The following is a 14,213-nucleotide window of genomic DNA, read 5'->3' on the forward strand; positions in this document are numbered from 1 at the left end:
CGACATCATCGGAGCGACGCCCGAGTCATCGCACGCCGGACACCACCGTGCACCGGCCGACCGAGGGAGTAGGCATCACAGTGACCGAACAGGCAGAGCACACGACGACCACCGGCGGCAACGGATCGCAGCCGGCCGGCACCGATGGCAACGACGAGAACCGGGTCCGCGTCATCAGGGAGGGTGTGGCGTCCTATCTGCCCGACACCGACCCCGAAGAGACCACCGAGTGGCTCGAATCGATGGATCAACTGATCGCTCACGCGGGCCCGTCCCGGGCCCGGTACCTGATGCTGCGCATGCTGGAGCGCGCCGGCGAGAAGCAGGTCTCCATCCCGTCACTGACCTCCACCGACTACGTCAACACCATCACCACCGAGGTCGAACCCGAGTTCCCCGGCGACGAGGCACTCGAACGCCGTTTCCGTCGCATCCTCCGCTGGAACGCCGCGATCATGGTGCACCGCGCGCAGCGTCCGGGTGTCGGGGTCGGCGGCCACATCTCCACCTACGCGTCCTCGGCCACCCTGTACGAGGTCGGGTTCAACCATTTCTTCCGCGGACTCGATCACCCCGGCGGCGGCGACCACATCTTCATCCAGGGCCACGCTGCGCCCGGCATCTATGCCCGCGCATTCCTCGAGGGCCGCATCGACGAGTCCCGCATGGACGGATTCCGGCAGGAACACAGCCACGCCGGAATGGGCGGTGGACTGCCCTCGTATCCGCATCCACGGCTCATGCCGGACTTCTGGCAGTTCCCGACGGTGTCGATGGGCATCGGTCCGATGAACGCGATCTATCAGGCTCGCTTCAACCACTATCTGCACGACCGTGGCATCAAGGACACCTCGGACCAGCACGTGTGGGCGTTCCTCGGCGACGGCGAGATGGACGAACCGGAGTCGCGCGGCTTCGCGAGCTTCGCGGCGACCGAAGGCCTCGACAACCTGACCTTCGTCATCAACTGCAACCTGCAGCGCCTCGACGGCCCGGTCCGCGGCAACGGCAAGATCATCCAGGAACTCGAGTCGTTCTTCCGCGGCGCCGGCTGGAACGTGATCAAGGTGATCTGGGGCCGTGAGTGGGACAAGCTGTTCTACGGCGACCACGAGGGCGCCCTGGTCAACCTGATGAACTCGACCCCGGACGGCGACTTCCAGACCTACCGGGCCAACGACGGTGCCTTCATACGCGAACACTTCTTCAACCGCGACCCGCGGACGAAGGAACTCGTCAAGGACATGACCGATGCCCAGATCTGGGAGATGAAGCGCGGTGGTCACGACTACCGCAAGGTGCACGCCGCCTATGCCGCGGCGGTCGCCCACAAGGGCCAGCCGACGGTGATCCTGGCGCACACCATCAAGGGCTACCTGCTGGGCACGCACTTCGAGGGCCGCAACGCCACCCACCAGATGAAGAAGCTGACCCTCGACGACCTCAAGGCGTTCCGGGACAACAACCGCATCCCGATCAGCGACGAAGAGCTCGACAAGGACCCGTACCTGCCGCCCTACTACAACCCCGGCCGCGATTCCGAAGAGGTCCAGTACATGCTGGAGCGCCGCAAGGAGCTCGGCGGCTCGCTGCCCGCGCGGCGCACCAAGTCGAAGGTCCTGCGTCCCGATGTCAGCAGGGCACTCAAGACGTCGGGCAAGGGTTCGGGCAAACAGCAGGTCGCGACCACCATGGCACTGGTCCGCATCTTCAAGGACCTGTTGCGCGACAAGGAGATCGGCCATCGCATCGTCCCGATCATCCCCGACGAGGCGCGCACCTTCGGCATGGACTCGTGGTTCCCGAGCCTCAAGATCTACAACCGCAACGGGCAGCTGTACACGTCGGTCGACGCCGAGTTGATGCTGGCCTACAAGGAGAGCTCCGAGGGCCAGATCCTCCACGAGGGCATCAACGAGGCCGGTTCGGCCGGTTCGTTCGCCGCTGTCGGCTCGTCCTACTCCACCCACGACGAGCCGATGATCCCGCTCTACATCTTCTATTCGATGTTCGGCTTCCAGCGCACCGGTGACAGCTTCTGGGCGGCGTCGGATCAGATGGCCCGCGGGTTCGCCATCGGCGCGACAGCCGGTCGCACCACCCTGACCGGTGAAGGCCTGCAGCACGCCGACGGCCACTCGTTGCTGCTCGCGGCGACCAACCCCGCTGTGGTGTCCTACGATCCGGCCTTCGCGTTCGAACTGGGGCACATCATCGCCAACGGGCTCGAGCGGATGTACGGCGAGAACCCGGAGAACATCTACTACTACCTGACGGTGTACAACGAGCCGATCAGCCAGCCGGCCGAACCCGAGAACCTCGATGTCACCGGCCTCCTCAAGGGCATCTATCGGTTCCAGCAGGCACCGGACGGCAAGCAGTTCTACGCCAACATCCTGGTCTCCGGGGTGACGATGCCCGACGCGTTGCGCGCCGCGGAGATGCTGGCCGACGAGTGGAACGTGGGTGCCAACGTGTTCTCGGTGACCTCGTGGAGCGAGCTGGCCCGAGACGGCATCGAGTCCGACCGGCTGGCGCTGCGCGAACCGAACACCGCGAATCCGCGGCCGTATCTGACCGACGTGCTCGCACAGACGGTCGGGCCCTCGATCGGCGTGAGCGACTTCATGCGGGGTGTGCAGGAACAGATCCGCGCCTACGTCCCGGGCACCTACCTGACCCTGGGCACCGACGGGTTCGGTTTCTCCGACACCCGGCCGGCCGCGCGGCGCTTCTTCAACGTCGATGCCGAGTCGATCGTCGTCGGGGTGCTGGTGGGCCTGGCCCGCGACGGGAACATCCCGTTCACGGTCGCGCAGGAGGCGGCCGACAAGTACCAGATCACCGACGTCTCGGCTGCTCCCGAGCAGACCAGCGACCCCGGCGTCGCCTGACCTCCTCCGTTCCGCGTGACCATCGGTGGATGGTCACGCGGGACCGGAGGCATAGATTGAAAAGGTGACCGACGCCCCGCTGAACCCAGAGCCACCACCCGCCGATGTGTTCGGCGAGCGGGGAGCGCATGTCCCCGCGCCGGCGACCGTGCACGACGCACTCCCCGACACGTTGCTGCGCCGGGTGAAGCAGTACAGCGGCCGGTTGGCCACCGAGGCCGTGCACTCGATGCAGGACCAGCTGCCGTACTTCGGCGACCTCGATGCCGCCCAGCGCGCGAGCGTGCAACTGGTGGTCCAGACGGCGGTGGTCAACTTCGTCGAGTGGATTCAGGACCCCGAGGGCAACGTCAAGTTCACGGTGCAGGCGTTTCAGGTGGTGCCGCAGGACCTGGCCCGGCGCATCACCCTGCTGCAGACCGTCGAGATGGTCCGCGTCGCGATGGAGTTCTTCGAGAAGTGGTTGCCGCTACTCGCCCGCAACGACGCGCAGCTGCGGGCGCTGACCGAGTCGGTGTTGCGCTACGGCCGTGAGATCGGGTTCGCCGCGGCGTCCATCTACGCGTCGGCTGCCGAGTCACGTGGTGCGTGGGATTCGCGCCTGGAGGCGCTCGTCGTCGACGCGGTGGTGCGCGGCGACACCGGCCCGCAGCTCCTGTCCCGCGCCGCGGCACTCAACTGGGATTCCGATGCACCCGCAACCGTCATCGTCGGCGCTCCCCCGCCGGAACAGAACGTCTCGGTGCCGTTGGCCATCCACAACACCGCCAAGCAGCACGACCGCTCCGCGTTGTCGGTGGTACAGGGCAAGTTCCTCGTCGCGATCGTCAGCGGGACCATCCGGCCCACCGAGCGTTTCGTGACCGACCTGCTCAAGCACTTCGCCGACGGTCCGGTGGTGATCGGGCCGACGATGCCGAACCTCGGCAGCGCCTACTCGAGCGCCAACGAGGCGATGTCGGGGATCTCGGCGGTGGCGGGCTGGCCGAACGCCCCGCGGCCGGTGCACAGCCTGGAGGTGCTGCCGGAGCGGGCACTCAACGGCGACCAGACGGCGATGACGACGTTGCACGAGCTGTTGGTGCGTCCGCTGGCCAAGGGTGGCAGCACGCTGAATGCAACGCTCGAGGCATACCTGGACTCAGGTGGCTCAGTCGAGAGTTGTGCTCGTCTTCTGTATATACATCCAAATACCGTCCGTTACAGACTGAAAAAAGTTGCAGAAATCACAGGTCGCGATCCGACAAACCCTCGCGACGCGTATGTCCTGAGAGTCGCGGGCACTGTGGGTCGATTGACACACTTCCAAAACGAATCGCACTCATGAGTCACACCAATCACATCAGCCACAGTCCGTTCTAGACGTTTCCGCAGATCAACCCATTCAGAGCACAGTTTGGTAACGCATCTCGGAGTGATGACGAACCAGGTACCCCTTCGGTGAACTTTGTGGAAACCCCACAAATCCACACCACAAGGTTCATGGGCCTCAACACCCACAAAACCCGCCCGGACGGTGTTCTCTGGTCACGTGCTCACGATGCTTGCGCCCGGCCAGGGCTCTCAGACACCAGGGATGCTGACCACATGGTTGGAACTCGCGGGTGCGCGTGACCAACTCGCCACGTGGTCCAAACTGACCCGCCTCGATCTCGAGCGGCTCGGCACCACCGCGACCGCGGAGGAGATCACCGATACCGCGGTGACTCAGCCGCTCGTCGTCGCCTCCGCGCTGCTCGCCTTCGACGAGCTGCACAAGCGGTCCGAACTGCCCGCGGACGCGATCGTCGCCGGCCACTCCGTCGGTGAGCTCGCGGCCGCCGCGATCACCGGGGTCATCAGCGCCGACGAGGCCGTCTCGCTGGCCGCGATCCGCGGCGCCGAGATGGCCAAGGCCTGTGCGCTCGAGCCCACCACCATGGCTGCCGTGCTCGGGGGCGACGAAGCCGAGGTGCTCGCCCGCCTCGACGAGCTCGACCTCGTCCCGGCCAACCGCAACGCCGCAGGCCAGATCGTGGCCGCCGGCAAGGTCGCGGCGATCGAGGAGCTCATCGCGAATCCGCCCGCCAAGGCCCGGATCCGCAAGCTCGCCGTCGCCGGCGCGTTCCACACGCGTTTCATGGCCCCGGCCCAGGACGCCGTCGCCGAGGCGGCGGCCAACATCGTGCCCGCCGAGCCGGCGCGCACATTGCTCTCCAACTCCGACGGCCGACCGGTGACCAGCGGTGCCGACGCACTGAACAAGCTCGTCGCCCAGGTGACGCAGCCGGTCCGCTGGGACCTGTGCTCGGCGTACATGCGCGAGCAGGCCACCACCGCCATCGTCGAACTGCCCCCGGCCGGGACCCTGGCGGGCATCGCGAAACGCGAGCTGAAGGGCACACCCACGCTCGCCCTCAAGGATCCCGACGGCCTCGACGCCATCACCGAACTTGGATAGCGGTCACGGCGCCAGACCGTGACCCCCGGAAAACCGGTTCGCCGGTTGTCCAAGCCCTCGTGGGCGGGGTGCTCACGAGTGCTCCGGATCGAATAGAGCACTGCATTCGCAGAAGCATTGCACTACACAGAAGGGAACCACACAGTGGCTGCCACCCAGGAACAACTCATTGCCGGCATCGCCGAGATCATCGAGGAAGTCACCGGCATCGAGCCGTCCGAGGTGACCATGGAGAAGTCGTTCGTCGACGACCTGGACATCGACTCGCTGTCGATGGTCGAGATCGCTGTCCAGACCGAGGACAAGTACGGCGTGAAGATCCCGGACGAGGATCTCGCCGGCCTGCGGACCGTGGGTGACGCCGTCGCCTACATCCAGAAGCTCGAGGCCGAGAACCCCGAGGCCGCGGCTGCCATCCAGGCCCAGGTCGAGGCAGACAAGAACTCGTGAGCTCCCCGTCCCTCCGCGAATACTCCACGCTGGGCGGGAACTTCCCGAGCGTGGTGGTCACCTCGATGGTCGCCACCACGTCTCTGGGTGAGGACCTCGACAGCACGTGGAAGAATCTGCTTGCGGGTGGGTCGGGTATCCGGGAACTCACCGATCCCTTCGTCACCCAGTACGGCGAACTGCCGTGCCGGGTCGGCGGACGCCTTCTGGCGGACCCGGCCGAAGAGGTCACCCGCGTCGAAGCACGCCGTATGGCCTACGTCGAGCGCATCGCCCACGTGATGAGCAAGCGCCTGTGGGCCCACGCCGGCGAGCCCGAGGTCGACCCGGACCGCCTCGCGGTCGTGTTGGGCACCGGCCAGGGCGGCGGCGACGCGATGGTCGACGCCGTGAAGGCGATCGAGGAGTCCGGCAACTACCGCAAGGTCTCTCCGCTGGCCGTCTCGATGGCGATGCCGAACGGACCCGCCGCGGTCGTCGGACTCAACGTCGGCGCGCGTGCCGGTGTGATCACCCCCGTCTCGGCGTGTTCGTCGGGTGCCGAGGCGATCGCACACGCGTGGCGGCACATCGTCATGGGCGACGCGGACATGGTGGTGACCGGCGGTGTGGAAGGACACATCGACGCGATCCCGATCGCCGCGTTCTCGATGATGCGGGCGATGAGCACGCGCAACGACGATCCGGCCGGCGCGTCGCGTCCGTTCGACAAGGATCGCGACGGATTCGTGTTCGGTGAGGCCGCCGCGATGCTCGTGCTGGAACGTGAGGAGCATGCCCGTGCCCGTGGCGCGCACATCCATGCGCGTGTCCTCGGTGCAGGCATCACGTCCGACGGCTTCCATCTGGTCGCCCCTGACCCCAGTGGCCAGGGCAACGCACGGGCGATGACCCGCGCGATCCAGACGGCCGGGCTCACCAAGGCCGACATCACCCATGTCAACGCGCACGCCACGGCGACACCGATCGGTGACACCGCCGAGGCCGTGGGCATCAACATGGCCGTCGGTCAGCACGCAGCGGTCTATGCGCCGAAGTCGGCGCTGGGTCACTCCATCGGCGCAGTCGGGGCGCTGGAGTCGGTCCTGACCATCAAGAGCGTGGAGGAGGGGGTCATCCCGCCGACGCTCAACCTGGAGAACCAGGACCCCGAATGTGATGTCGACGTCGTGCACGGTGAGGCCCGCTACGGGCAGATCGACTACGCGTTGAGCAACTCGTTCGGGTTCGGTGGGCACAACGTGGCGCTCACCTTCGGTCGCTACTGACGCACCCGACACCACAGGAGACCCCGTTGACCACATTGGCTCCCATCACCGGCCGTGAGGAGGCAGCGGATCCCCGGGATCCGTTGCTGCGGTTGACCAACTTCTTCGACGAAGGGACCGTCTCGCTGCTGCACACCCGCGACAAGTCGGGCGTGCAGGCGGCGATCGGTCTGGTCGACGGCGTACGGACGGTCTCCTATTGCACCGATGGCACCGTGATGGGCGGTGCCATGGGTGTGGTGGGGTGCGCGCATATCGTGAATGCGATCGACACCGCCATCACCGAGCAGGCCCCCGTCGTCGGGATCTGGCATTCCGGTGGCGCCCGCCTGGCCGAGGGTGTCGAAGCCCTGCACGCGGTCGGCGGCGTGTTCGAGGCGATGGTGCGGGCCTCCGGCTACGTACCGCAGATCTCGGTGGTCGTCGGCTTCGCGGCCGGCGGAGCCGCCTACGGCCCGGCGCTGACCGACGTGGTGATCATGGCCCCCGCCGGCCGTGTGTTCGTCACCGGGCCGGACGTGGTCAAGAGCGTCACCGGCGAATCGGTGGACATGGAGACGCTCGGCGGTCCCCACACCCACGGCAAGAAGTCGGGCGTCAGCCACATCACCGCGGACTCCGAACCGGACGCCTACTGGCGTGCTCGCCGCCTGGTGTCGACGTTCAGCAGGCAGGGCCATTTCAACCGTGAGCAGGCCGAGGCGGGCGACACCGATCTCAAAGCCCTGCTGCCGGAATCGAATCGGCGCGCCTACGACGTGCACCCCGTCGTCGAGCATCTCCTCGACACCCAGCTCGCCGCCGACCACGAGACCGAGATCTCCAGTTTTGAAGAGCTGCAGGCGAAGTGGGCGCCGAACATCGTCGTCGGCTTCGGCCGGCTGGCCGGCCGCAGCGTCGGCGTGATCGCCAACAATCCACTGCGCATGGGCGGGTGCCTCAACTCCGAGAGTGCCGAGAAGGCGTCCCGATTCGTCCGCCTGTGCGATGCGTTCGGTATCCCGTTGATCGTCATCACCGATGTGCCGGGCTATCTGCCCGGCGTCGGACAGGAATGGAACGGCGTGGTCCGCCGCGGGGCGAAGCTGTTGCACGCCTTCGCCGAGTGCACCGTCCCACGAATCACCTTGGTGACCCGAAAGATCTACGGCGGCGCCTACATCGCGATGAACTCCCGCGCGCTCGGCGCGACGGCGGTGTTCGCCTGGCCCGGCTCCGAGGTCGCCGTCATGGGCGCCAAGGCCGCGGTCGGCATCCTGCACAAGAAGGCCCTGGCCGCAGCACCGGACGATGAGCGCGAGGCCCTGCACGACCGCCTGGCCGCCGAACACGAGGCGATCGCCGGTGGTGTGGGCCGCGCCCAGTCGATCGGCGTGGTCGACGACGTGATCGACCCCGCCACCACGCGCAGCCGCATCGCCGAGGCGCTCGCCGCCGCCCCCGCGCGTCGCGGTCGGCACAAGAACATTCCGCTCTGACCGGGTCCTCCCGGTCCCTGAGGAACCCCATAGCGCCCCACCGCCGATCGAGTGTCCCGCGTGGTCGAGTCACCGGAGCGCCCCACCGCCGATCGAGTAGCCCGGAGCGCTAGCGGAGGGCGTATCGAGATCACCTGCCCGTACCGAGATCTCGATACGGCTCCTCGCTGCCGCTCGTCACCTACTCGATCAGCGAGAGGTTGCCGTACCCACGCGTGAGCGAGAGGTTGCCGTGCCCACGCGTCAGCGAGATGTCGCCGTGCCTTCGCGATCAGCAGAGGTGTGTCGCTACCCCACCCGCTGCTGCAACCAGGTGACCTCGGCGCCTGCGCCGCCCATCCGGTAGGGCTCGAGCGCGTCGTCCCACGCCGTCCCGAGGGCGGCTTCCAGATCGCCGGCGAGACCGATGCTGTCGGGTTGACGGTCGATCAGTGCGCGCAACTGGAGTTCGCCGATCACGACGTCACCGTTGGCGCTCGTCGAGCCACGCCACAGTCCGAGACCGGGCACGTAGGAGAAGCGTTCGCCGTCGACACCGTCGCTGGCGTTCTCGGTCACCTCGAAGCGCAGGCCCGACCACTCACGCAGCGCTGTTACCAGGCGCGCGGCAGTACCGACCGGCCCCGTCCAGTCCACGGTGGCACGTTGCATCCCGGGGTCGGCCTCTTGCGCCGACCACTTCAGGTTGGCCCGCGCATTAAGGGTCGACGACAGAGCCCACTCCACATGCGGGCACAGCGCCACCGGCGCCGAGTGGATGTACACCACGCCAGTCGTCATGTCCGCAAACTGATTCAGATTGCGCACCTTGTTCACCTCCGGTCTCGACGAGGAACGTCTTCCCCAACACACCTCGCGAACCGGATATCACACTTGTGAGGACGATTGTGCCTCATGTTGCACGTGTTGCGCTAGTTTCTGGAGTGCATTCTCAGGTTTTGGTCCTCGAATTCAGCTCGGCGACGACCGTGTCGTTGAACTCGCTCCACAGCGGCTTCGCCCACGCGCCGAACGCCCGGTCGGTCAAGACGACACACGCCGCCTCCAGGTCGGGATCGACCCACAGAAAGGTACCCGTCTGTCCGAAGTGACCGAAGGTGGACGGAGAGTTGGTGGTTCCGGTCCAATGCGGCCGCTTGTCCGACCGGATCTCGAATCCGAATCCCCAGTCGTTGGGTCGGTGCTTGCCGTAGCCCGGGACGAAGCCGTCGAGACCGGGGAACTGCACCGATGTCGCGGCGGCGAACAGTTGCGGAGACACCAGGGTCGGCGACAACAGCTCGGCGGCGAATCGCGCGAGATCGGCCACCGAGGACCGCGCGCCGTGGCCGGCCGGTCCGGCCAACGTCGTCGACCCCAGGCCGAGCGGTTCCGCGACGGCCTGGTGCAGGTAGTCGGCGAACCCGATGTCAGTGGCAGCCTCGACGGTGTCGGCCAACACCTCGAAACCGGCGCTCGAGTAAATCCGTTGGGTCCCCACGTCGGCCGCGACGTCGCGGCTGTCGAACGCCAACCCCGAGGCATGGGCGAGCAGATGCCCGACGGTCGCGCCCGGAGGGCCTGCGGCGTCGTCGAGGTCGACGGCCCCCTCCTCCACCGCGACGAGAACGGCCTCGGCCACCAGCAATTTGGTGACCGAGGCCAGTTCGAAGACCTGCTCGGGGTCGCCGTGGTAGGCCACGACACCGCTCGAGGTGATGATGGCGGCCGATGCGTGATCGACCGGCCACGTCGCTAGGGCATCCAGTGCAGACACATGGCAACCCTACCGATGCCGCACGTCAGCGGTCGGCGTCGGTGTAGCGGATCACGCCGCGGATGTTCTTGCCGTCGAGCATGTCCTGGTAACCCTCGTTGATCTGGTCCAGGCGGTACCGGCGGGTGATCATGTCCTCGATGTTGAGCTTGCCCATGCGGTACATCGACAGCAACTGCGGGATGTCGAGCTTCGGGTTCGCGCCGCCGAAGATGGTGCCCTGCAGGTTCTTCTGCAGCAGGGTCAGCATCGCGAGGTTCAGCGTGACCTCGCTCTCCATCATGTTGCCCATACCGGTCAGCACGCAGGTGCCCGCCTTGGCGGTGATGCCCATCCACGTGTCGACGTCCTTGCCGTGGACCTCGCCGACGGTGACGATCACCTTGTGGCACATGTGCCCAGCGGTGAGTTCGGCGATACTCATCGCTGCCTCCTCCACCGAGGCGAAGGCGTGGGTGGCGCCGAACTTCATGGCCTGCTCACGCTTCCACTCCACCGGGTCGATCGCGATGACGTTGCGTGCTCCGGAGATGACCGCGCCCTGCAGCGCGGCGGTCCCCACGCCCCCGACGCCGACGATGGCCACGTCCTCCCCGGGTCGCACGTCACCACTGCGCGTCGACGACCCGTAGCCGGTCGGGATGCCACAACCACACAGGGCGGCGACCTCGAACGGGATGTCCTTGTCGATCTTCACCGCCGACGCCTCGTGGACGACCATGTACGGCGAGAAGGTGCCGAGCAGCGTCATCGGGTAGACGGGCTCACCCTTGGCGGTGTGGATGCGGAAGGTGTTGTCGGACACCGCCTCACCCTGGAGGAGCATGGCTCCGAAATCGCACAGGTTGGCCAGTCCGCCCTTACATGACGGGCACTTGCCACAGGAGGGGATGAACGAGAGCACGACGTGATCGCCCACCTCGAAGTCGGTGACGCCCTCGCCGACCGCTTCGACCACACCGGCACCTTCGTGGCCGCCGAGGATCGGGAACCCGGCCATTGGGATGCCACCGGTCATCAGATGGTGATCGGAGTGGCACATACCGGCCGCTTCCATCCTGATCTTGATCTCGCTCCGCTGCGGATCGCCGATCTCGATCTCCTCGATCTCCCACGGCTTGTTGTTCTCCCGCAGCAGTGCGCCTTTGGTCTTCACTTCGCATCCTCCACTTCTGACGGCGTTCGGCCCGACGGTAGTCGCCCCCCGGTGTCACGCCGACGACCTAGGAGAGACCCTAGTCACTTTCCGGGAAAAATGGAACGTGTTCTAGTTCGCTTGGTGGATTCGGGTGGAGACGACGAACGGACCGTGTGCACTGCCCCGAGTGCACACGGTCCGCTCACACGTGCCGGGTCGGCGCCACGACCCGGCGACAGATCACTTGGCCAGGCCGGCGTCCTTGCTGCCGTAGGACGAACGCAACGTCGGCTTGACCACCTTGCCGCCGGCGTTGCGCGGCAGTTCGTCGACGATGACGAGATCCTTCGGGTGCTTGAAGCGCGCCAGGTTCTCGTTCAGGTACGGTTCCATCTCCTCGAGCGTCAGGTCCTCGACGCCTTCGGCGAGCACGACGACGGCCACGGGCACCTCACCCCACTTCTCATGTGCGCGACCGATGATCGCCGCCTCGGCGATCTTCTCGTGCCCGAAGAGGGCATTCTCGACCTCGGCGCAGTAGATGTTCTCGCCACCGGAGATGATCATGTCCTTGGCCCGGTCCACGACGTAGAGGAAGCCCTCGTCGTCCTCACGGACCAGGTCGCCCGAGTGGAACCAGCCGCCGTGGAACGCGTCGGCCGTACCCTGCGGGTTCTGCCAATAACCCTTCATCATGTTCGGGCCGCGGTACACGATCTCGCCGACCTCACCACGCTTGACGTCGTTCATCTCCGGGTCGACCACACGCGCGGTCACCGCGGGCACGACCTTGCCGATCGACCCGATCTTGCGCAGTGCGTCCTTGCCCTCGAGCACACACGTGATCGGCGACATCTCGGTCTGGCCGAAGACGGCGACGTTGATGGCGTCCGGGAAGGTCTCGCTCATCGCGCGCAGCACCGTGTCCGAGGCCGGGGCGGCACCCCAGCTGATGACCCGGAGGTTCAGCTTGCGCGGCTTTGCCTGCTGGGCGGCGCACACCGCCTGCCACTGAGCAGGCACCAGGAAGATCGAGGTGGTGCCCTCGCGCTCGAGGGTGTCGAGCATGTCGTTCGGATCGAACGCACCGAGCGGATGGATCACCGACAACGCACCCATGTAGAACAGCGGCGTCATCGCGCCGAGGCCGGCGATGTGGAACATCGGTGCGACGCAGGCACCGATGTCGTCGGGGCGGGTCTGCAGTGCCTGCAGGCAGGTCACGGCCTGCGCCTGCAGATTCTGGTGGGTCAGCATGGCGCCCTTGGGCTTACCGGTGGTGCCCGAGGTGTACATGATGAGGGCGACGGTCTCCTCCGGGATGTCGATGTCCTGCAGGTCCGATGCGTCCTCGGCCATCAGGGCCTCGTACTTCAGGTGCGCCTCGTTGTCGGTGTCCCCGACCACGATCGTCGAGTCGATCGCCCCGGTGGATGCACTCACAGCGTCGGCGAGCGGCGCCAGCAGGGACTCGGTGATGATCACCTTCGCGCCGCTGTCGGCGACCAGGAACGCGATCTCGGCCGGGCTCATCCGGACGTTCACCGGCACCGGGATGGCCCCGATCAGGTTGGCGCCCAGGGTCGCCTCGACATACTCCGTGCGGTTGAGCATGACCAGCAGGATCCGGTCGCCGAAGCCGACACCACGCCGGGTCAATGCCGCGGCGAACGCCCGTGTGCGCTCATCGAGCTGACGCCAGGTGGTCACCTGACCGAGGAACTTCAGCGCGGGACCGTCCGGCGTCATGAAGGCGTGACGCCGCACCTGGTTGTTCCAGTGGTTGCGGCGTGAGCGCAGCGGCTCGGTGGTGAGGTCGCTGGCCGAATCGATGGTGGCGGTCATGTGGGTCTTCCTCCGTTCGTGCGACTGCTGAACCGGTCGCGTTTCATGTTGAGTACGTGGGAATCTCAGGATGGAGAGGTCAGGACTTGCTGCTGCCGGCGAATGCGGCCATCGCGGCCTGGAACTCGGCCGATTGCAGCAGCTCGGTCTGCCCGTCCAGTTCGCGGTCGAGGGCCGCCTCGAAGTCACCCATCGTGTGGGCGTCGAGCGCGGCCTTGGTCAGCCGCAACGCACTCGCCGAGGTTCCGACGAGTTTGCCGACGGCCTTGTCCACCTTCGCGTCGAGAGCTTCCCGGTCGGCAACCAGGCCACTGAGCAGTCCGGCGCCGAATGCCTCTGCCGCGGGTAGCTTCTCGCCGAGCAACGCCATGGCGTTGGCGCGGGCACGCCCGACCGACGCCGCAACCGACATCGACGCACCACCGTCGGGCATGAGTCCGATGTTGATGAAGGCCAACAGGAAGTAGGACCGCTCGGTCGCGAAGACGAGGTCCGACGCGAACGCCAGGGATGCGCCGATGCCGACGGCCGGGCCGTCGACCGCGGCGATGACCGGGGCCCGCACCGACCGAACCGCCCGTGCGAGGTCGGATCCCGACGAGATCACCCCGCGCGCCTGGGTGGCGTCGAGGCCCCCGGTCGGATTCCCACCGGCCGCCTGGGCGATGTCGATCACGTCGGCACCGGTACTGAAACTGCCCCCGACACCGTCGATGACCACCACCCGCACGTCGTCACGCTGCGACCACTCGCCGAGCGCTTCCATGATCGTGGCCGACGCCGCGCCGTTCAGCGCGTTCATCCGATGCTGTCGATCGATCTCTATTCGGGCCACACCTCGGGCATCCACTTCGGCCCGAACCTCGTCGACGACGGCTTCGTTGTCACTCACTGCTCGCCTCACCCCTCCGGCTCTGTCGTGCCCGCCTGTCGCAGGTGGGTCG

Annotated in this window: 11 protein-coding genes; 6 read left to right on the forward strand and 5 right to left on the reverse strand. The window is 66.7% G+C overall.

Going from position 1 to position 14,213, the window contains the following annotated elements; genetic code table 11:
• Positions 1-80 precede the first annotated feature (80 nt).
• From aceE to V1Y59_RS09335, 6 genes are all read left to right on the forward strand, one after another.
• Positions 81-2,894, forward strand: coding sequence for a pyruvate dehydrogenase (acetyl-transferring), homodimeric type (gene aceE, locus V1Y59_RS09310; protein ID WP_330504541.1), 2,814 nt, complete (start codon positions 81-83; stop codon positions 2,892-2,894).
• Between the two features lie 64 nt (positions 2,895-2,958).
• The gene (locus tag V1Y59_RS09315) at positions 2,959-4,221 is read left to right on the forward strand and encodes a PucR family transcriptional regulator (RefSeq protein ID WP_330504542.1); all 1,263 of its coding nucleotides are present in this window, start codon (positions 2,959-2,961) and stop codon (positions 4,219-4,221) included.
• A gap of 204 nt (positions 4,222-4,425) precedes the next feature.
• Positions 4,426-5,334: an ACP S-malonyltransferase gene (locus V1Y59_RS09320; protein WP_330504543.1), complete on the forward strand. Its 909-nt coding sequence runs from the start codon at positions 4,426-4,428 to the stop codon at positions 5,332-5,334.
• 144 nt (positions 5,335-5,478) lie between these two features.
• Positions 5,479-5,784: a meromycolate extension acyl carrier protein AcpM gene (gene acpM, locus V1Y59_RS09325; RefSeq protein ID WP_330434484.1), complete on the forward strand. Its 306-nt coding sequence runs from the start codon at positions 5,479-5,481 to the stop codon at positions 5,782-5,784.
• On the forward strand, positions 5,781-7,052 hold the full coding sequence (locus V1Y59_RS09330) for a KasA/KasB family beta-ketoacyl-ACP synthase (protein ID WP_330504544.1): 1,272 nt from the start codon (positions 5,781-5,783) through the stop codon (positions 7,050-7,052). The genes acpM and V1Y59_RS09330 overlap by 4 nt, the downstream gene beginning before the upstream one ends.
• Before the next feature lie 26 nt (positions 7,053-7,078).
• Positions 7,079-8,530: an acyl-CoA carboxylase subunit beta gene (locus V1Y59_RS09335; protein WP_330504546.1), complete on the forward strand. Its 1,452-nt coding sequence runs from the start codon at positions 7,079-7,081 to the stop codon at positions 8,528-8,530.
• A gap of 288 nt (positions 8,531-8,818) precedes the next feature.
• Here the strand turns inward: V1Y59_RS09335 and V1Y59_RS09340 are convergent, their stop codons facing one another.
• The 5 genes from V1Y59_RS09340 to V1Y59_RS09360 all read right to left on the reverse strand — a co-directional run bounded on the left by V1Y59_RS09340 (position 8,819) and on the right by V1Y59_RS09360 (position 14,161).
• Positions 8,819-9,337: a DUF3145 domain-containing protein gene (locus tag V1Y59_RS09340; protein WP_330434481.1), complete on the reverse strand. Its 519-nt coding sequence runs from the start codon at positions 9,335-9,337 to the stop codon at positions 8,819-8,821.
• Between the two features lie 124 nt (positions 9,338-9,461).
• Entirely contained in the window at positions 9,462-10,286 is an 825-nt protein-coding gene (locus tag V1Y59_RS09345) for a serine hydrolase domain-containing protein (RefSeq protein WP_330504547.1), read from the reverse strand.
• Between the two features lie 25 nt (positions 10,287-10,311).
• Entirely contained in the window at positions 10,312-11,442 is a 1,131-nt protein-coding gene (locus tag V1Y59_RS09350) for an NDMA-dependent alcohol dehydrogenase (RefSeq protein ID WP_330504548.1), read from the reverse strand.
• A 222-nt stretch (positions 11,443-11,664) separates the two neighbouring features.
• Positions 11,665-13,269: a fatty-acid--CoA ligase FadD5 gene (fadD5, locus tag V1Y59_RS09355; RefSeq protein WP_330504549.1), complete on the reverse strand. Its 1,605-nt coding sequence runs from the start codon at positions 13,267-13,269 to the stop codon at positions 11,665-11,667.
• 79 nt (positions 13,270-13,348) lie between these two features.
• Positions 13,349-14,161 (reverse strand): enoyl-CoA hydratase-related protein, encoded by an 813-nt coding sequence (locus V1Y59_RS09360; protein WP_330504550.1) that lies wholly within the window; start codon positions 14,159-14,161, stop codon positions 13,349-13,351.
• Positions 14,162-14,213: the final 52 nt, after the last annotated feature.

The organism is Gordonia prachuapensis, from assembly GCF_036350515.1.
Classification (GTDB): Bacteria; Actinomycetota; Actinomycetes; order Mycobacteriales; family Mycobacteriaceae; genus Gordonia; species Gordonia prachuapensis.